The following is an 18,537-nucleotide window of genomic DNA, read 5'->3' as shown; positions in this document are numbered from 1 at the left end:
CGCGAAAGGCGCCGCTAGACGAAGAGGTTCGCCCGTTCGAGATCCTCGGCGAAGTCGACCTCGACCGCGTAGAAATCGGAGATGTCGAGAGGCTCGACCAACAGGTTGTTCTTCTCGATCGCGAGTTCGATGCCGCGCTCGAAGTAGTCCTGGTCGGCGACCTTCGTCAGGTGGTGGACCAGTACAGCCTTGTACGCGCTGGAAATGAAGTTGATGCCCACTGCCTCGCCCAACCCGCCCTTGACAGTCTTGGAGAGTTCTTTGATGTAGCCCTCGGCGCTGGTCGTGTACTTGACCTCCTCGTCGGACACCTTGGAGGTGTTGACGGTGACGAAGGACTGGTCGCGAGCGACCATCGCGGCAGCGCGGTCGAGAATGGCCGGGTCGAAGACGACGTCACCGTTCATCCAGAGCACACCGCCGGTGGTGGACGCCTGGAGAGCGCGCAGAAGGCTCTTTGAGGTGTTGGTCTGGTCATACTCTTCGTTGTAAACGAAGGATGCCTGAGGGAAGGCCTCGATGATGTGCTCGAGCTTGTAACCGACCACGATGGTAACTTTCGCCTTCTTGCCGAAGGCGTGCGCGATGTTGTCGAACTGCTGCTGCATGATTGTTCGACCGTCGTTGAGTTCGGTGAGCGGCTTCGGAAGCGAACGTCCGAGTCTGCTGCCCATACCTGCTGCCAAAATGACTACCTGGGTGGTCACGATTGTCTCCTCAAAAAAGAATTCGAGTGACCGAGACTCCCTCAGATTCAGATCAAGTTTGTCTAGGGTTCACTTGTACGTTCACGTATAGACACACCGTTATGCCAACTCGAGAGTACCCTACGCCCTCGGTTGGGGGGAAGAGCGGACTCCTTTCCGTGTTGCTTTCGTGACCCGGGCGCCCGTGGCTGGGCAGCGCCTGACTGTGTTTCCGGGTGACCCCCAAAGCCTGCGATGTCAGACGGTCCTTGGTAGGTTAGCGAGGTGACTCCAGCGCCCCCGACATCCGAGCCCGACGAGCAGAAGGTGCCCTCTTCTGCGCTAGATTCTGCTGAAACACAGGCCACGACGCCGGCTGTTGTGCGCACCGTCCCGGTGCGCAAGGCCCCTGTCCCCAAGGCGCCGCCGCGCACGAAGGCTACCCCCCGTGTGGTCGCCGGGCGACCGAGTACGGCCCGCGCAAAAGCGGCTGCAGAGGCGAGGGAGGGCACCCCCAGGGCGCCCCTTCCGAAGAAACCCGCGGCCAGGGCCAGCCCAAAGCCCGCACCGAGACCGGCTCCGAAAAGGCCCGTCGCAGCGCCGGAGTCTGACTCTGAAGGCACGTCGCCGACGGCCGACGCCCCGACACTCGCCTCTCCTCCCATCACCGCGGCTCGCACGACGTCGGCTCGCACGACGTCAGTACGGGCCACGGCCGCGCGCACGGCAGCGGCGAAATCTGAGTCCGTCGCGAAAACCGGCGCGGCCCGGTCCAGTGCGGCCAAGGCCAGCGCAGCGCGGGCTGCGGCCATCCGGGCGGCGACCTTGGCTGCGGCCGCGGCCGCCGTCGCCGAACCTGACGCGAGGTCAGTCGAACCTGTCTCTGAGCCTCTCACTACTGACTCTGAGAGTGTCGAACCTGACGCAGAGCCCGCCACGCAGGTTCTGCCGGAGTTCATCCCGTCGCCGGGCGAGGAGGCCGAGCCGGTCCTGGTCGCCGCGCTGTCCGTGCCCCGGCCATCCGCTGCCGACGCATCCGCTGCCGACGCATCCGGTGCCGACGCATCCGTGTCGGCAGGCATCGAACTGGTGCCCGTACTGGTGCAGCTGCCTGGGTCCGCCGAAACGGAGCTGCTGCCTGCCGCCGCCCCCGCTGCCGCCCCCGCTGCCGCGGAACCGCCCGTCGTGAAACGGGCCTCCCGCAAGCGCGGCCCGGTGATTCCGCCGGCTGCGCTCGATCTCGCCCCGCCGGTTGTGCTCGCGGTCAGCGGTCTGCACAAGAGCTTCGGCCGGACCGTGGCGGTATCGGGCATAGACCTCGAGGTTCGCGCGGGGTCGTTCTTCGGGATCGTCGGGCCCAACGGCGCCGGCAAGACCACGACGCTCTCCATGGTCACCGGGCTGCTCCGGCCGGATGCGGGCACCGTCACGGTGAACGGCATCGACGTCTGGGGGAGCCCGATGGCCGCCAAGCGCATCATCGGCGTTCTGCCTGATCGACTGCGCCTGTTCGACCGCCTGACCGGAGCCCAGCTGCTCTATTATTCCGGGGTGCTCCGGGGTCTCGACGACGTCACCGTGCGGCAGCGCGCGGCCGACCTGGCAACCGCCTTCGGCCTCGAAGACGCGCTTAATCGCCTCGTCGCCGACTACTCGGCCGGCATGACGAAAAAGATCGCACTCGCCTGCGCGATGATCCATTCGCCGCGACTGCTCGTGCTCGATGAGCCGTTCGAGTCCGTCGACCCGGTCTCCGCCGTCAACGTCACGGAGATCCTGCAGAAATACGTCGCCAGCGGTGGAACGGTCGTGCTGTCGAGCCACGGAATGGATCTGATCCAGCGCGTCTGCGATCGTGTCGCCATCATCGTGGAGGGTGCGGTGCTGGCCTCCGGCACCATCGACGAGGTTCGCGGCGAGAAAACGCTCGAGGAACGGTTCATCGAGCTGGCCGGTGGACGCAAGGTGGCGGAGGGCATGGAGTGGTTGCACAGTTTCTCGGACTGAAAGTCCGCCTGCTCGCCAATCTGTTCCGGCGCAGCCCCTGGCAGGTCGCCGGCATCGTGATCGGCCTGCTCTACGGCCTCGCCCTGGCCGTCGGCCTCTTCGTAGTGCTCGTCGGGCTGCGCTTCACGGGAGATCCCGTCGCCATTCGCGACGGCCTGGTCGTCGCTGGATCACTCGTCGTGCTCGGCTTCCTGCTGTTCCCGCTGGTCTTCGGGATCGACGACACCATGGACCCGCGCAAATTCGCGACCATGGGCATCCCTAGCCGGAGGCTTTCGTTCGGTCTGGCGCTGTCCTCTCTGGTCGGGGTGCCCGCGTTCGTGCTCTCGGTCGTGCTGCTCGGCACGGTCGTGACCTGGTCCCGCGGCCTCTTAGTGACGGTGCTCGCCCTCGCCTCCGCCACCCTGCTGCTGGCCACCTGCATGCTCGTGTCCCGGGTGAGCACGTCGCTGGGGGCGTTCCTGCTGGCAACGCGTCGATCCCGGGAATTCACCGGAATCATCGGGGTGCTTCTTCTGGTGATGATCGCCCCCGTCGTGCTTCTGGCGCTCAACTTCGATTGGGGTCGCTACGGCCTCGACCTGATCGGCGGGCTGGCGGGCATCCTCGGCTGGACGCCCCTCGGTGCGGCCTGGGCCGTTCCCGGGGATGCCTCCACCGGGCTCTGGGGTGCGGCCGTGCTCAAGCTCTCGATGGCCGCATCAACGACGTACCTGCTGTGGCTGGCCTGGCAGGGACTGGTGGCACGGATGCTCGTCACGCCCGGCCGCGAGGCTCAGGCCCGCCAGTACGGCGGGCTCGGGTGGTTCGACAGCATGCCGCACACTCCGATGGGTGCGATTGCGGCCCGTAGCCTCACCTACTGGCGCCGCGACTCCCGGTACTGGATGTCGGTGATCGTCATCCCGGTCATTCCACTGATCGTCATCTTGCCGCTGTCGTTCGCGGGTTTGCCGATCTCCTACCTCGCTCTTCTGGCGGTGCCGTTGATGAGTGTGTTCCTGGGCTGGACCCTGCACAACGACGTCGCCCTGGACCACACCGCGGTCTGGCTGCACGTGGCCTCCGGCACCCGCGGATTCGAGGACCGGATGGGCCGGTTGGTTCCCGCACTCTTCGTGGGGATCCCGATGATCGCGGCGGGGTCGGCGATCAGCGTGTCGGTCTACGGCGACTGGGCGGTGATGCCGTCCATCCTGGGGGTGAGCACCAGCATCCTGCTGACCGGGCTCGGGCTCTCGAGTTATTCATCGGCGCGCTTCCCCTATCCGGCGACCAAGCCGGGAGACAGCCCTTTCGCTCAGCCTCAGGCGTCGGACACGGCGGCCGCGCTGATCCAGTCGTTCACCTTTGCGGGGTCGATCCTGCTTTCGCTCCCGGCTCTCGCCTGCGCGCTGCTCGGCGTCTTCGTCGACCCGGTCTGGAACATTCCGGCGCTCGTGCTGGGCGTCGCCAGCGGACTGATCACGCTCGTGGGCGGGGTCTTTCTGGGTTCGCTCGCGTTCGAACGGCGCGGGCCGGAGATGATCGCCTCCGCCGTGCGGGCCTAGGCGTCCTGACGTTCGCGTGGCGCGCGTGCTGCGCCGCTGCGCCGCTGCGCCGCCGGCACGCCACGCGCGGAGGGGCGCAGCTCCCGCGCGACTCGCTCGCGGTATCCTCCGGGCTCCGGCTCGCGGGCAGGATCGGCAGGCCTGCCGGTGTGCCCGCGGGTTGTTTAGACTGAGTGCATGACTGATCACTTTCGCGCGAGCATCGCAGAACCCGGAAACCCCGGCAGCGGCGGCGGCACCTCGACGCTCGACCGTGAGCTCGAGCAACTCCTCAACCAGGAGCACATCGAGCCGGGCGACCACGAGCGTTTTTCGCATTACGTGCCCAAAGACAAGATTCTCGAATCGGCTATTTCCGGCAAGCCGGTGCGCGCCCTCTGCGGCAAGAAGTGGCTGCCCGGACGCGACCCGGAGAAGTTCCCGGTCTGCCCGGCCTGCAAGGCCATCTACGAGAAGATGAAGGCCTGACCTGCCGGTTGAGCGCTACCGGTACAGGGTCGGGATGACGGGGTCGCCGCGCCCGAGGCGGAAGGCCTCGATCGGCAATTCCTGCATGACGGCTGCGTGGTGCGCGCGGGCGCGGGTCGTGCCGGCCGCCCCGAGGTAACTTTCGTCGATCACGCCGTCGGTGATCAGAGGCACCAGCAGCACGCGGTCCCGGCCCGAAGGCTCTGCGGGCGGAGTGGAGTCGGCCGGATCCTCGCCGATCAGGACGACCTCGGCGCGCGCGATCCCGGCGGAGTCGAGCCGGCGCACGGCCCGCTTTCGGCCGCCGACCGAGCTCTTCGCGGGTGAGGTCTTGGCGACGGGCACCCAGTCTCCGGCGTCGTCGCGGTGCGCGACGAGTTTGTAGACCATCCCGGCGGCGGGGGAGCCCGAACCGGTCACCACCGATGTGCCCACGCCGAAGGCGTCCACGGGCGACGCGGACAGGGCGGCGATGGAGAACTCGTCGAGGTCGCTGGTGACGGTGATGTGCGTGTTGACGGCACCGAGCGAGTCCAGTTGGCTGCGGGCCTCCGCCACCCTGGTCGGCAGGTCGCCGGAGTCGATCCGGATCGACCCGAGCGCCGGTCCGGCCACCCTGACGGCCAGTTCGATGCCCGCGGCGACGTCGAAGGTGTCCACGAGCAGAGTGGTGGCCGGTCCGAAGGCCGCGATCTGGGCACGGAAGGCGTCTTCCTCGCTGTCGTGCAGGAGAGTGAAGGAGTGGGCGGCGGTGCCCATGGTGGGCACGCCCCAGCTGCGGCCGGCCTCCAGGTTGCTGGTCGAGGCGAAACCGGCGATGTAGGCGGCCCGGGCGGCGGCGACCCCGGAGTACTCGCCAGTGCGGCGCGAACCCATTTCGGCGAGGGGGCGGCCCAGGCTGACCGAGACCATCCGTGCGGCCGCGCTGGCGACGGAGCTGTCGTAGTTGAGCACGCTGAGAATCAGGGTTTCGAGGATGACGCATTCGGCGAAGGTGCCGTCCACCGTGATCAGGGGCGAGCCCGGGAAGTAGGCCTCGCCTTCCCGGTAGCCCCAGATGGTGCCGCGGAAGGCGTAGTCGGCGAGCCAGGCGATGGTGGGCTCGCGCACCACACGGTTGTCTCTCAGCCAGGTGAGTTCGGCATCCGTGAACCGGAAGGCCCGGATGAGATCGAGCAGCCGCCCGGTGCCGGCCACGATGCCGTAGCGGCGGCCGGAGGGGAGGTGCCGGGCGAAGGCCTCGAACTGGCACTCTCGTGCGGCGGTTCCACTTTGGATCGCGGCGTCCACCATGGTGAGTTCGTACCGGTCGGTGCGGAATGCTGAGGTTTCGGTCACCCGGAAAGCTTATCCGCCCGGCCCGATACGTGTTCTTGTCGGAGCAGAAGGCCTACAGCGCCCCGAAGGCGACGATGCAGTTCTGCCCGCCGAAGCCGAACGCATTCGCCAGGGCGAACTTCACCGGCTTCTCCCGGGCGACCCGCGGCACGTAGTCGAGCGTGCAATCCGGGTCCGGGGTCGTGTAGTTGATGGTGGGCGGGATGATGCCGGTTCGGACCGACAGGGCGCAGAGCAGGCCGGAGAGGGCACCCGCGGCGCCGATCATGTGGCCGGTCATCGACTTGGGGGCGGTGACGGCGATGGAATCGGCAGCGTGCCCGAGTGCCTGGCGTATCGCCGAGGTCTCGGCCCGGTCGTTGGCTTGGGTGGACGTGCCGTGGGCGCAGATCATGTCGATGTCGCTCGGGTTCAACTTCGACTTGATGAGTGCGCGGGTCATGGCCAGGCTCGCGAACTTGCCGGTGGGTTCGGGCGCGACGATGCTGTGGCCGTCGCTGGTGAGGGCGCCGCCCAGCACCTCCGCGTAGATCTGGGCGCCGCGGGCTCGGGCGTGGGAGAGCAGCTCCATCACGAAGATGACCGCTCCCTCACCGAAGACGAGTCCGTTGCGGTCGGCGTCGAACGGCCGAGAGGCCTCGGCCGGGGAATCGTTGTTCTTGGAGGCCGCGTGCATGGCGTTCAGGCCCGCGAACATGACGGGCGTGATCGCAGCCTCGACCCCGCCGGCGATGACGACGTCGGCGTCACCCATGACGAGCATGGTGCGTGCCTCGAGGAGTGCGTAGGCCCCGCTGGCGCAGGCAAGGGCACTCGCGTTGACCGGTCCGTGGACGCCGAGGTCGATCGCGATCTCGCAGGCGGCCATGTTCAACAGGGCGGAGGGCACGAAGCGCGGCGGGATGCGCCGGGAGTCGCCGGAGTTGACGAGCTCGGTGGCTTCCTGGATCTCCGCGAAGCCGCTCACGGCGCTGTTGACGACGACCGCCGTGTCGATGCCTTCCATGGAGGCGCCGAAACCGGCGTCAGCCACCGCCTCGCGGGCTGCGGCGATCGCGAGCTGCGAGGCTCGGGATGCGCGCTTGACCTGCTTCACGGTCATCCGCTCGGCCGGAATGAAGTTCTTCACCTCGCCGGCGATCTGCGTCGGCAGACCGGCGGGATCGAATTGGGTGATCCGGGCTACGCCGCTGCGGCCGCCGGTGAGACCCGACCACGTGTCGCGCCAATTGTTGCCCAGGGGCGTCAAGGCGCCCAGCCCGGTGATTACGACTCGATCATTCACGGCGATCATCTCCTCAAACAACGAATGTGACGTCATTCTGTTGCGGCGTCCGTCGGTTGGCGGGAGCCATATTCCGAGTGTAGTTACGGCCATATTCCCCGAATGGAACGTGCTGACGCTACCGGGGCGAGACTGGGAACATGCCGTCAATCTTCCTGTCCGAGAGGTGATCTCCGGCCGCGCCGGACCGGGTGCCGCGCGTACACGGGTGGGGGTCAGGGATTCCGACTAGGCTCGACTGTCGTGACGGATGCACCGATTGGAATCTTTGATTCCGGAGTGGGCGGCCTGACTGTCGCCCGGGCAATCAAGGATCAACTGCCGAATGAATCGATCCTTTATATCGGAGACACTGCGCATTCTCCGTATGGCCCGAAGAGGATCGCGGATGTGCGCGGTTTCGCCCTTGACGTTCTCGACGACCTGATTGCCCAAGATGTGAAGATGCTGGTCATCGCCTGCAACACCGCTTCGGCCGCGATGCTCCGGGATGCCCGTGAGCGCTACAGCGTTCCCGTGGTCGAGGTCATCCAACCGGCCGTGCGCCGTGCCGTGCGCACCACCCGCAACAACCGGGTCGGCGTGATCGGAACACTGGGCACAGTCAAATCGCGCGCCTACGACGACGCGTTCGCCGCGGCCACCGACATCCAGCTCCTGACGCAGGCCTGCCCACGGTTCGTCGAATTCGTCGAGGCGGGAATCACCACGGGCGACGAACTCCTGTCGGTCGCCGAAGGCTATCTCGCCCCGCTGCGTGCCGCGGAAGTCGACACGCTCGTTCTCGGATGCACGCACTACCCCTTCCTGCGCGGTGCCATCTCCTACGTGATGGGGGACACCGTGACCCTCGTCTCCAGCGACACCGAGACGGCCAACGACGTGTACCGGCTGCTGGTGAGCCAGGGCCTGGAACGCACCGAGCAGGCGCCACCCAGCTACCGGTACGAGGCCACCGGCGACAGCGCCGACGATTTTCTGCACCTGGCTCACCGGCTGATCGGGCCGGAAATCGGTCGTGTCGATCTGGTCGAGACCGGGTCCTTCAGTTTGAGCGAGCTTGCCGAGTTCGCCGCATCGCATCCCAACCCCAAGGAGACCCCGTGACCGACACCGTGCGCGTAGACGGACGAACGAACGACCAGCTGCGCCCCGTCACGATCGAGCGCGGTTGGAGCGACCAGGCCGAAGGGTCGGCCCTGATCTCGTTCGGGCGCACCAAGGTGCTCTGCACGGCCTCGTTCACCAACGGCGTACCCCGCTGGATGGCCGGCAAGGGCAAGGGCTGGGTCACGGCCGAGTACTCCATGCTGCCGCGCTCCACCGACTCTCGGATGGACCGCGAATCGGTCAAGGGCCGCATCGGCGGGCGCACCCACGAGATCAGCCGCCTGGTCGGACGCAGCCTGCGCGCCGTGGTCGACATGAAAGCACTCGGCGAGAACACCATTGTGCTGGACTGCGACGTGCTCCAGGCCGATGGCGGCACCCGCACCGCGGCTATCACGGGAGCCTACGTGGCCCTGGCCGACGCCCTCGAGTGGGGCAGGGAGAAGAAGTTCCTCAGCCAGAAGGCCCAGCCTCTGATCGACAGCGTCGCAGCCATCTCCGTGGGCATCGTGGGCGGTGAGTCCATGCTCGACCTTGCCTACACCGAAGACTCCCGGGCCGAGACCGACATGAACGTGGTCGTAACCGGCCGCGGCCTTTTCGTGGAGGTGCAGGGCACGGCCGAGGCCGCGCCGTTCGACCGCACCGAACTTAATTCTCTGCTCGACCTGGCGCTGGCCGGGACGATCTCCCTGACCGAGTTCCAGACGACGGCGCTGGGGCGCTAGGGCCATGCAGGTCGTTCTCGCCACCCACAACCAGCACAAGGTCGAGGAGCTGCGGCGCATCCTCGCCCCCCGGCTCCCCGACCTCGACGTGCTGGCCTACGACGGCCCCGAGCCGGTCGAAGACGGCGTCACCTTCGCCGAGAACGCTCTGATCAAGGCGCGCGCCGCCGCCGCGCACACCGGTCTGCCGGCCATCGCCGACGACTCCGGCATCTGCGTGAACGTCCTCGGCGGTTCGCCCGGCATCTTCTCGGCACGCTGGGCCGGGCCCGCCCGGGACTCCGACCAGAACCTGCAGCTGCTGCTCTGGCAGTTGGGCGATGTGGCCGCCGAGCACCGCGGCGGACACTTCACCTGCGTCGCCGCGCTGGCCATGCCCGACGGCACGGAGTGGCACGTGACCGGGGAATGGCTCGGGCAGATCCTGACCGAGCCGAGCGGCGCCGGCGGCTTCGGCTATGACCCGATCTTCCTGCCCGACGGCTATGCGATCTCCGCCGCCGAGCTGACCCCGAACGTGAAGAACGAGCACAGCCACCGGGCGAGGGCCTTTGGCAAGCTGATTCCGGTGCTGGAGACGCTGCTGGAAGCCTGACCGGCGCATCCGTCTCGACTGCTGAGTACGGCACTCATTCCCAACTGACGGCTGAACTGGCGGCCGGGTTCCCGCGGCCCTAGCGTGGAGGCATGGGCCATGATCACGCGCACACCTCGCAGACGAACCGTGCGCGTCTGTCGGTGGCGATCGGGATTGTCGCCGCGGTGCTCGTGGTGGAGGTCGTCGGCGCCTGGCTGACCGGTTCCCTGGCCCTGCTGGCGGATGCCGGCCACATGTTCTCCGACCTCGCGGGTCTGATCATCGCTCTGACGGCCACCGTGGTGGCCGCGCGGCCGGCTACCGACCGGCAGACGTTCGGTTACCAACGGGCCGAGGTGTTCGGCGCCCTGCTGAACGGGCTCATCCTGGTGGGGGTTGCCATCGCTGTCGTGATCGGCGCCGTCGGCCGGCTGGTCGACGCCGGCGGCAGCGAGGTGCGGGCGACTCCCATGCTGGTCGTGGCCGTGATCGGCCTCCTGGCCAACGTTGCGTCCCTGCTCCTGCTGCGCCCGGCGGCCGGGTCGTCGATCAATATGCGCGGCGCTTACCTCGAGGTGCTCGGGGACACCCTGGGCTCGGTGGCGGTCATCGCCGCGGCCGGGGTCATCCTGGTGACGGGCTTTGTACAGGCCGATGCGATCGCGTCGCTGGTCATCGCCGGCATGATCGCGCCCCGAGCCCTCGTGCTGCTGCGCGACGTAGTGCGGGTGCTGAGCGAATCGGTGCCGGCCGCAACGGATGTCGCAGAGATCCGGCGGCACCTGCTGGAAACGAACGGCGTGGTGGCGGTGCACGATGTGCACGTGTGGATGATCACCTCCGGAGCCCACGTCTTCAGTGCCCACGTCGTGGTCGAACCTGTGGTGCTCGGCTCGGGTGGCTCCGGCGCACTTCTCGATGAGCTTTCCGCGTGTCTGGCCGACCATTTCGATGTGGACCACTCGACGTTCCAGCTCGAGCCGGCCGAGCACGCGGCGCACGAGGAGAACCCGCACCGGTAGCGTGACCCGCCGGGAGCAGCCCGGACTGTGTTGAGCCCGACTGTGTTGAGCCCGGACTGTGTTGAGTCCGACTGCGTTGAGCTCAGAGGTCGTGCTTGTGCTCGTCGCGCGTGTGCTTGTGGATGTCCTCGAAGGCGTCGGCGTCGAGGACGAGGCTTCCGGTTTGGATGGTCCGTCCGGTGCGCGCGTCCCGGCGGGCTCTGGACGCGGACTGTAGGTAGTGGAAGACGGTGGGGATGAGCGTGATGAAGACCGCGGCCAGCAAGATGATGTCGATGTAGTTCTGAACGAAATCTGCGACTGGCGGGATGTAGCCCAGGAAGAAGCCGAAGTAGGTGAGGCCGGTGCCCCAGAGGAGGGCGCCGATCAGGTTGTACAGCGAGTATTTGCGGTAGTCCATGTGGCCGACGCCGGCCGCGACCGGGGCGAAGGTGCGCACGATCGGCACGAAGCGGGCCACGATGACGGCCACGCCGCCGAAGCGAACGAAGAACGCGTTCGTGCGCTCGACGTTCTTGATGCTGAACAAACCGGATTCTTTGCGCTCGAAGACCCTGGGCCCGAACTTGTGCCCGATCAGATAGCCGACTTCTCCGCCGAAAAAGGCCGAGAATCCGATGGCCAGGGCCACCCACCAGATGTCGATCTGGATGACCCCGGCAAAGGTCAGCAGGCCGGTGATGACCAGCAGGGTGTCGCCGGGAAGCAAAAACCCCACCAGCAGGCCGGTCTCGGCGAAGACGATCGCGCAGACGCCCAGGAGGGCCCAGGGTCCGAACCCGTTGATCAGGACTTCCGGGTCGAGCCAGGGGATGACTGCCGTGGGAAGCAGGGCTGTATGAATCACTAAGAAACTCCTGTGGGCGTCGGTCAGATCGGCCGGGCGGCGGGATCACTGTGTGCTCTGTTATAGGCTAACGCGGTTTTCCGACAGTGCGCCGTGGGCTCGCAGTGGGTCAGGGAGCCTGGACCACTGTCGGGTCGTCGGGGAGCGCGCTGCGGGCATCCAGCCGGTTCTGGGCGCGATCCATCAGCAGGGTGCGCATGCCGAAGACGATTGAGGCGGTGATGAAGACCCCGGCGATGACATAGGCGGTGCTCTTCACGCCAGGGATGGCGGCCGCGTAGTAGCCGGTCAGAGTAAGACCCACGCCCCAGGCCAGGGCTCCGACCAGATTGCTGGTCAGGAACGTGTAGTAGTTCATGCGGCCGACGCCGGCGATCACGGGCACGAAGACGCGGCCCCATGGCATGAACCGGGCGACGACCACTGACCACCAGCCGTACTTGCGGTAGAAGGTCTCCGTCTTGGCGATGGCCGTGCGGGTGTGGCGGCCGCCGTGGCGGTCCAGGTAGGAGCGGCCGAAGTGGCGCCCGAGCAGGAAACCGACCTGGTCACCCAGGAACGCGGCGATGCCGGTTCCGACGGCCAGAACGGCGATGCTCAGGCTCGGCGTGGATGCAGCCACCAGGCCGGAGCCGAAAAGCAGGGAGTCGCCGGTGATGAACGGGATGAAGACCCCAAGGAACACCGCCGTTCCGGCGAAGACCAGGGCCCAAACGAGCAGGTAGAACAGAACGACGCTGGTACTCTCCAGCAGTTCGTTCAATTGGCCGTCCAGGGCCGAGATGTGACTCATGTGCGGGAGAGGGGACTTGAACCCCCACGCTCGAAAGCACAGGAACCTAAATCCTGCGTGTCTGCCAATTTCACCACTCCCGCGAAGTGCGCTTCCAGTGTACTTCGAGGGAGAGCCCCGCCCGTGAGCGTTGGCCACCTCTCTGGACCGGGCACCGGGGCCACCGCACTGTCGCATCGCCGCACGGGTCGGCCAGATCTGCACGTCTCCGGGCGCGTGGCTGTGGATAAGTCGGGCGTGGTCGGCGAGGGATGGGCGATCATGCAGGAATGAGCGAAGCCGTGCGCATCATCACCGAGCAGGTTCGCACTCGGGTGCGTCGCGACGGCGTCGACCTGGCGTCGAACTCCGGGCTCGCCGAGCAGTACGTGCGCGACGAGGTGCAGCGCTACGCCGAGCGGGCGCTCGGCAACTCCCTGCCGCTGATCGCCGACGAGCGCCAGGCGGCGCGCGAGGTCGTGGCCTCACTGACCGGGTTCGGGGCGCTGCAACCGTTCCTCGACGATCCCGGCATCGAGGAAATCTGGATCAACGCGCCCAGCCGGGTGTTCGTGGCCCGCGACGGGGTGCCCGAGCTGACCACCATGGTGCTCACCGCGCGGGAGGTGCGCGACCTGGTCGAGCGGATGCTGCAGGCCTCCGGCCGCCGCGTCGACCTCTCTTCCCCGTTCGTCGATGCCTCTCTGCCCGACGGGTCGCGGTTACACGTGGTCATCCCGGATATCACGCGCCAGCACTGGGCGGTCAATATTCGCAAGTTCACCCGGCGCATCCGCGACCTGAACCAGCTGGTCGGGCTCGGGTCGCTCACGCAGCAATCGTCCGAGTTTCTGCGCATGTGCGTGCTGGCCGGGCAGAACATCCTCGTCTCCGGTGCCACCCAGACCGGCAAGACCACCATGCTCAACGCCCTGCTCTCGGCCACGCGCAAGAACGAGCGCATCGTGACGGTGGAGGAGACGTTCGAACTCGACCTGGCCGCGCGCGACGTCGTGGCGATGCAGTGCCGCCAGCCGAGCCTCGAGGGAACCGGGGAGATCACCCTGCGCCGCCTGATCAAGGAGTCGCTGCGGATGCGCCCCGACCGGCTGATCGTCGGCGAGGTGCGCGAAGCCGAGAGTCTCGACCTGCTCATCGCCCTGAACAGCGGGCTGCCGGGCATGTGTTCGATCCATGCCAACAGTGCCCGGGATGCGCTCGGCAAACTGTCCACGCTGCCGCTTCTGGCGGGCCGCAACATCGACTCCTCGTTCGTGCTGCCGACCGTGGCCGGCTGCATCGACATCGTCGTGCACTGCGAGATCGACCGGCACGGACGGCGCCGGGTGACGGAGATCCTTGCGCCGAGCGGCCAACTGTCAGGGGCGATGATCGAGGCCAGCCCGATCTTCCTGGCCCAGCGGGGCGCCCTTGAGCCGACCGGGGGGTATCCGATGAAGCTGGCCAAGTTCCACGCGGCCGGACTCGACCCGGCCATCGTGCTGCGGGCCGGGGCCGTATGACGCTCGCACTCGGGGCTCTGCTCGGCACCGGGCTGCTCCTGGTCGCCGCGCCGTTCCTCTGGCCGCGCACCAGGGGCAAGGCCCGGTCCTGCACGCCGGGACGGCTGCGGAAGAACCTCGCCCAGGCCGGACTCGGCAGCCTGCCGCTGCCGGCCTTCGTCGCCCTCTCGGTGGTGCTGGGGCTGGCGGTGTCGGCGCTGAGCCAGGCCCTCCTGGGCATCGCTGCCCTGTCGATCGTCACCGCGCTCGCCGGGCTGTCGCTGCCGACGCTGATGGTCGTCTGGCGGGTGCGCGCCCGGCGGCGGGCGAACCGCGCCGTCTGGCCCGACGTCGTTGACCACCTGGTGTCAGCGGTGCGGTCGGGCCTGGCACTGCCGGACAGCGTCGGCAGCCTGGCAGGAGCCGGCCCGCTGTCGACGCGGCCCGCCTTCGCCGAGTTCGCCCGGGAATACCGGGCGACCGGCAACTTCGGTTCCGCCGTCGACGGGCTCAAGGTCTCCCTGGGTGACCCGGTGGCCGACCGCATCCTGGAGACGCTGCGCATGGCCCGGGAGGTAGGCGGCAGCGACCTCACGGTCGTGCTGCGCAGCCTCGCGGCCTGGCTCCGGCAGGATGCCGCCATCCGCTCGGAGGTCGAGGCGCGCCAGTCCTGGATCGTCAACGCGGCGCGGCTGGGCGTGGCCGCGCCCTGGATCGTGCTGCTGCTCCTGGCCTCCCGGCCGGAGGCGGCGGTTGCCTACAACACCTCCGCCGGTGTCGTCGTGATCGTCGGCGGCCTCGGCGTCTCCGTGGTTGCCTACCGCCTGATGGTGGCGCTGGGACGGCTGCCCGAGGAACGCCGGTGGTTCAAATGAGCGCTGCGCAGGCCTGGGCGCTGTTCTGCGGCACCGCGTTGGGCGTGGGGCTCTGGTCGCTCGCCAGCTTGGTGCCTCGGCTGAGTCGGCCGCGCCTCGCGCAGAGGCTGGCGCCGTACATCCTCGACGTGTCGGCGGAGGCGCGGCTATTCGTGGGGCGCACGACGGTGCATCCGTTGCCGGTGCTCGGCACCCTGTTCGCGCCCGTGTTCGGCGCCCTCAAACGAGCGTTCGGCGCCGTTCTCGGCGGCACGGAGACGATCGCCCGACGGCTCCGGCAGTCGGGGTCGGTCCGCGGCACCGACGAGTATCGATCGGAGCAGGTGGTGTGGGCGCTCGCTGGACTCTTCGTCGGGGCAGGTGCGGTGGTTGCCCTGCCGGCGTTTCGGTCGATGCCGGTGCTGGTGCAGGTCGTTCTGCCGGTGGTCGCCGCGGCGGGCGGCGCGCTGGCCCGCGATTGGATGCTCGGCCGCACCGCCACCGCCCGCCTCGCGCGCATGCAGAGCGAGTTTCCGACCGTCCTCGAGTTCATGACGCTGTCTCTGTCGGCGGGGGAGGGCATCCTGGATGCGCTCGCCCGGGTCTCGCGCACGAGCACGGGCGAATTGTCGCGGGAGCTGGCGGGGGTGGTGGCGGATGTGCGCACCGGGGTGCCGCTCGCCACCGCCCTGCACGCGTTGTCACGTCGGATCGCGCTGCCTGCGGTGACCCGGCTGGTCGATCAGGTCACGGGTGCGCTCGACCGGGGAACCCCGCTCGCGGAGGTGCTGCGCGCCCAGGCGCAGGATGCCCGCGACGAGGCCAAACGCGAACTGATCGAGGTGGCCGGCAAGAAAGAGGTGGCCATGCTCGTGCCGCTCGTTTTCCTGATTCTGCCCATGACGATCCTGTTCGCGATCTTCCCCGGCCTGTTCATCCTGCAGAGCGGATTCTGAACCACTGAACCACTGAACCACTGCCGCACGAGAGAACCGCTGTCCCCACGAGAGAAAGTGAGTCAATCATGAAGACACTGCAGCGACGTGTGCGCGACTGGTGGAGCGATGCCGGGGGCGATGAACGAGGCGACGTTCCGGGATGGGTGCTCATCACCCTGATGACGGCCGGGCTGGTCATGATCATCTGGGGTCTGGCCGGTCCGGCGTTGAGCGGCGTGTTCCAACAGGCGATCGACCGGGTCAGCGGAATGTGACCGGCCGTGACGCGCACGCGGGGGAACCGAACCCGATCGCTTGGTGGTGAGGAGGGGTCGGCGGCCGCCGAATTCGTGATGGTCGGCGCACTGCTGACCGCGCTGACGCTCGGCGTCATGCAGCTGGGGCTGACCCTGCTCGTGCGCAACACCGTGCTTGACGCCGCCGCCGAGGGAGCCCGGTACGCCGCGCTCGCCGACAGCGGGCTGGGTGAGGGTGCGGCACGCACCCGCGAGCTGATCACGACGTCGATCGGGCCCGCGTATGCAACCGATGTGGAGGCCAGCTATGGGGACTATGGCGGGTTCCCGAGCGTGCAGGTGCGCGTCGTGGCGCCGCTGCCGCTGCTGGCCCTGTTCGGCGTCGATCGCGGGCTGGAGGTGGTCGGACATGCGGCGGTCGAGACCCTGCGGTAGTGGGGGCCGAGTCAGCCGTTGGCGTGTGTGGTCGGCGAACGGAGAGCAGGGCTCGGCCTCGCTGGAGTTCATCACGGCCGGCCTGATCCTGCTGGCGCCGCTCGTCTACCTGGTGTTGGCGATGGCGGCGCTGCAGGGCGGCGCCCTCGCCGTGGAGGGAGCAGCCCGCCAGGCCGCACGCGTCTACGTCCAGGCGCCCGATGAGGCCGCGGCGAACGCCCGCGCCGAGCGGGCCGTGCAGTTCGGGCTCACGGACTACGGCATCGACCCTGCGGGTGCCGAGGTAAACGTGGCCTGCGAGGCCGGTGTGAACGGATGCCTGACCCGGCAGAGCACAGTCACGGTCACCGTGCGCATCCGGGTGGCCTTGCCGCTGCTGCCGGACCTCCTCTCACTGCGCGACTCGGCCAGTGTTCCCCTGGAGGCCCAGGCCACGCAGACGGTGTCCCGCTTCTGGCGGGCCGGATGAGCGGCGGCGGAGGCTCGGCGGTCGCCTGCGCGGCAGCGCTCGCGGGCACGCCATCGGGATCGCGGGCGGCGCGGTGGCGGCGCCGGCTGCCGATCCGGCCCGGAGGCGAGAAGGGATCGACGCTCATCCTCACGATCTTCTACGGCTTCCTCGCCCTGCTGCTGATCCTCGTCGTCGTGGCCGCGACCTCTCTGTACCTGGAGCGCAAACGCCTGCTGACCCTCGCGGACGGCGCTGCGCTCGCCGGGGCCGAGGCGTTCGACCTGGGCGCGATGGCCGTCACGGTCGACGGCTCGGGCGCGGAGTTGCGACCCTCCCTGTCGTCTGCTGGAGTGCGGACGGCCGTGGAAGAGTTTCTCGCAGCCACCCCGGATGGCCGGATGGAGGGACTGAGGGTGAGCGGTGCGGCATCCGTCGACGGGCAAAGCGCCACGGTTTCACTGAGTGCCTATTGGCGTCCGCCGGTGCTGGCCGTGCTGCTGCCGGCCGGGGTGCCGCTGGAGGTCACGGCGGTGGCGCGCTCGGTGTTCCGCTAGCGTTAGCGAAACGCGCCAGACCCGGCGCAGGGAAGGAGAACCGTGACGGCCGAGCGCGACCGCCTGACCGGTGCCGGCGCCCAGGTCGTGACCGAGGTGAGCATCAACTTCGGGTCGTCCCTCGCCGGTCTGGCCATTCCGCTCGTCGGCTCGCCCGTCGTCGTCGCAGTGCGGCAGCTGGTGATGGCCGCCACGGTGCTGCCCTTTTACCGGCCAAAACTGGCCGGCCTCAGCTGGCGGCGGCTGTGGCCGGCGCTGGCGCTCGGTGTCGTGCTCGCGGTGATGAACCTCACCTTCTACGAGGCTGTCGACCTGCTCGGCCTCGGCATCGCGGCCACGATCGAGTTCCTCGGTCCGTTTGCTCTGGCGCTGGCCTCGTCGCGCCGCCTGCTCGACTTCGTCTACGCCACCGCGGCGGCCGGTGGGGTGTTCCTGCTCACCTGGTCTGACGGGGCACTCAATCTGCTCGGCATCCTCTTCGCCCTGACCGCGGCGGCGTCATGGGCGGCCTACATTCTGCTGACCCGCAAGGTGGCCGTGACCTTCCCCGGGCTTGAGGGCATTTCCGTGGCCAGCGTCGTCAGCCTGACTTTGCTGGTGCCGTTCGCGCTGCTCACGGTCGACTGGCCGAGCCTCAATTGGGGCGTGATCGGACTGCTGCTCGCCATCGGCGTGCTCTCATCGGCGTTCCCGTACACGCTGGACACCTTCATCTTGCGCCGCATCACCCCGCGCCTCTACGCGATCATCACCAGCTTCGGCCCCGTGATCGCGGCGCTGTTCGGCGCGCTGGTACTGGGGGAGACCTTCCTGGTGCAGCAGCAGATCGCCATCCTTGTGGTGTGCGTGGCGGCCGGCGCGGCCATCGCCAGCCAGCGCGAAACGCCGAAATCCGAACTCGAGATCATCGCGGGCGCGATTCCCTGATCGGGCGCGATTCTCCGATCGGGCGCGTGCGGGCATCCGTCGCCGGCTGCCCGGCGTTGAACCAATTCGACAGAGATATTGTCTCAAAGGCCTGTTTTCAGCGGGTCTGGGGCTGATTTCGGCAAAATCTCGGCTCTCCTGCTTCATCTGTGGGTGTCGCGGAGCGCCTTAACGGCCGCACGCCGCTTCCTGTCTAGGTTTCTGACTGTCTAGGAACAGAAACTCAAGG

General features: G+C 68.0%; 20 protein-coding genes and 1 tRNA gene. 15 read left to right on the top strand and 6 right to left on the bottom strand.

All coding sequences use genetic code 11. The features are described 5' to 3' along the window. Positions 1–14 precede the first annotated feature (14 nt). Positions 15–707: an NTP transferase domain-containing protein gene (locus E3N86_RS02885; protein WP_134342956.1), complete on the bottom strand. Its 693-nt coding sequence runs from the start codon at positions 705–707 to the stop codon at positions 15–17. Between the two features lie 804 nt (positions 708–1,511). Between E3N86_RS02885 and E3N86_RS02880 the strand changes: the two genes are divergently transcribed. From E3N86_RS02880 to E3N86_RS02870, 3 genes are all read left to right on the top strand, one after another. Next, the gene (locus tag E3N86_RS02880) at positions 1,512–2,693 is read left to right on the top strand and encodes an ABC transporter ATP-binding protein (protein WP_370295292.1); all 1,182 of its coding nucleotides are present in this window, start codon (positions 1,512–1,514) and stop codon (positions 2,691–2,693) included. Next, positions 2,669–4,243, top strand: a complete 1,575-nt coding sequence (locus E3N86_RS02875; RefSeq protein WP_241980521.1) for a PAM68 family protein — start codon at positions 2,669–2,671, stop codon at positions 4,241–4,243. Before E3N86_RS02880 ends, E3N86_RS02875 begins: the two co-directional genes overlap by 25 nt. A gap of 177 nt (positions 4,244–4,420) precedes the next feature. Beyond that, positions 4,421–4,711: a DUF3039 domain-containing protein gene (locus tag E3N86_RS02870; protein ID WP_104100218.1), complete on the top strand. Its 291-nt coding sequence runs from the start codon at positions 4,421–4,423 to the stop codon at positions 4,709–4,711. Positions 4,712–4,726: 15 nt separating this feature from the next. Here E3N86_RS02870 and E3N86_RS02865 read toward each other — a convergent pair whose 3' ends face one another. After that, entirely contained in the window at positions 4,727–6,049 is a 1,323-nt protein-coding gene (locus E3N86_RS02865) for a nicotinate phosphoribosyltransferase (protein WP_104100217.1), read from the bottom strand. 52 nt (positions 6,050–6,101) lie between these two features. Continuing rightward, positions 6,102–7,334, bottom strand: a complete 1,233-nt coding sequence (locus E3N86_RS02860) for a beta-ketoacyl synthase (RefSeq protein ID WP_198411977.1) — start codon at positions 7,332–7,334, stop codon at positions 6,102–6,104. Between the two features lie 243 nt (positions 7,335–7,577). Here E3N86_RS02860 and murI point away from each other — a divergent pair, with 243 nt between their 5' ends. The 4 genes from murI (at position 7,578) to E3N86_RS02840 (ending at position 10,771) form a co-directional block, all read left to right on the top strand. Continuing rightward, positions 7,578–8,441: a glutamate racemase gene (gene murI, locus E3N86_RS02855; RefSeq protein WP_104100215.1), complete on the top strand. Its 864-nt coding sequence runs from the start codon at positions 7,578–7,580 to the stop codon at positions 8,439–8,441. Then, on the top strand, positions 8,438–9,172 hold the full coding sequence (rph, locus tag E3N86_RS02850) for a ribonuclease PH (protein ID WP_104171581.1): 735 nt from the start codon (positions 8,438–8,440) through the stop codon (positions 9,170–9,172). The genes murI and rph overlap by 4 nt, the downstream gene beginning before the upstream one ends. A 4-nt stretch (positions 9,173–9,176) precedes the next feature. Further along, the gene (gene rdgB / locus E3N86_RS02845; RefSeq protein ID WP_104100213.1) at positions 9,177–9,767 is read left to right on the top strand and encodes an RdgB/HAM1 family non-canonical purine NTP pyrophosphatase; all 591 of its coding nucleotides are present in this window, start codon (positions 9,177–9,179) and stop codon (positions 9,765–9,767) included. Positions 9,768–9,859: 92 nt separating this feature from the next. Further along, the gene (locus tag E3N86_RS02840; protein WP_134371735.1) at positions 9,860–10,771 is read left to right on the top strand and encodes a cation diffusion facilitator family transporter; all 912 of its coding nucleotides are present in this window, start codon (positions 9,860–9,862) and stop codon (positions 10,769–10,771) included. Between the two features lie 82 nt (positions 10,772–10,853). Here the strand turns inward: E3N86_RS02840 and E3N86_RS02835 are convergent, their stop codons facing one another. The 3 genes from E3N86_RS02835 to E3N86_RS02825 all read right to left on the bottom strand — a co-directional run bounded on the left by E3N86_RS02835 (position 10,854) and on the right by E3N86_RS02825 (position 12,494). Beyond that, entirely contained in the window at positions 10,854–11,618 is a 765-nt protein-coding gene (locus tag E3N86_RS02835) for a DedA family protein (protein ID WP_370295290.1), read from the bottom strand. Positions 11,619–11,727: 109 nt separating this feature from the next. Beyond that, positions 11,728–12,411 carry a DedA family protein gene (locus E3N86_RS02830; RefSeq protein WP_134371733.1) on the bottom strand — a complete coding sequence of 228 codons (684 nt, stop codon included), beginning with the start codon at positions 12,409–12,411 and terminating at the stop codon, positions 11,728–11,730. Between the two features lies 1 nt (position 12,412). Continuing rightward, positions 12,413–12,494: transfer RNA gene (locus tag E3N86_RS02825), tRNA-Leu, on the bottom strand. 186 nt (positions 12,495–12,680) lie between these two features. On the opposite strand from E3N86_RS02825, the gene E3N86_RS02820 reads away from it, so the two are divergent. The 8 genes from E3N86_RS02820 (at position 12,681) to E3N86_RS02785 (ending at position 18,308) form a co-directional block, all read left to right on the top strand. Continuing rightward, positions 12,681–13,913 (top strand): CpaF family protein, encoded by a 1,233-nt coding sequence (locus E3N86_RS02820; RefSeq protein WP_134511292.1) that lies wholly within the window; start codon positions 12,681–12,683, stop codon positions 13,911–13,913. After that, on the top strand, positions 13,910–14,767 hold the full coding sequence (locus tag E3N86_RS02815; protein WP_134511291.1) for a type II secretion system F family protein: 858 nt from the start codon (positions 13,910–13,912) through the stop codon (positions 14,765–14,767). The genes E3N86_RS02820 and E3N86_RS02815 overlap by 4 nt, the downstream gene beginning before the upstream one ends. Beyond that, positions 14,764–15,702, top strand: coding sequence for a type II secretion system F family protein (locus E3N86_RS02810; protein WP_134511290.1), 939 nt, complete (start codon positions 14,764–14,766; stop codon positions 15,700–15,702). The genes E3N86_RS02815 and E3N86_RS02810 overlap by 4 nt, the downstream gene beginning before the upstream one ends. Positions 15,703–15,770: 68 nt before the next feature. Next, entirely contained in the window at positions 15,771–15,959 is a 189-nt protein-coding gene (locus E3N86_RS02805) for a hypothetical protein (RefSeq protein WP_134511289.1), read from the top strand. Between the two features lie 6 nt (positions 15,960–15,965). Next, the gene (locus E3N86_RS02800) at positions 15,966–16,376 is read left to right on the top strand and encodes a TadE family protein (protein WP_233191293.1); all 411 of its coding nucleotides are present in this window, start codon (positions 15,966–15,968) and stop codon (positions 16,374–16,376) included. A gap of 25 nt (positions 16,377–16,401) precedes the next feature. Beyond that, entirely contained in the window at positions 16,402–16,845 is a 444-nt protein-coding gene (locus E3N86_RS02795; RefSeq protein ID WP_104171587.1) for a hypothetical protein, read from the top strand. Continuing rightward, positions 16,842–17,381 carry a pilus assembly protein TadG-related protein gene (locus E3N86_RS02790; RefSeq protein WP_104171588.1) on the top strand — a complete coding sequence of 180 codons (540 nt, stop codon included), beginning with the start codon at positions 16,842–16,844 and terminating at the stop codon, positions 17,379–17,381. Before E3N86_RS02795 ends, E3N86_RS02790 begins: the two co-directional genes overlap by 4 nt. A 42-nt stretch (positions 17,382–17,423) precedes the next feature. After that, positions 17,424–18,308: a DMT family transporter gene (locus E3N86_RS02785; protein WP_104193868.1), complete on the top strand. Its 885-nt coding sequence runs from the start codon at positions 17,424–17,426 to the stop codon at positions 18,306–18,308. Positions 18,309–18,537: the final 229 nt, after the last annotated feature.

Origin of the sequence: Cryobacterium sp. Hz7 (assembly GCF_004402815.1) — a bacterium.
In the GTDB taxonomy this organism is placed as follows: domain Bacteria; phylum Actinomycetota; class Actinomycetes; order Actinomycetales; family Microbacteriaceae; genus Cryobacterium; species Cryobacterium sandaracinum.
The sequence above is the reverse complement of the archived record's forward strand: the minus strand, read 5'-3'. Positions and strand labels throughout refer to the sequence as shown.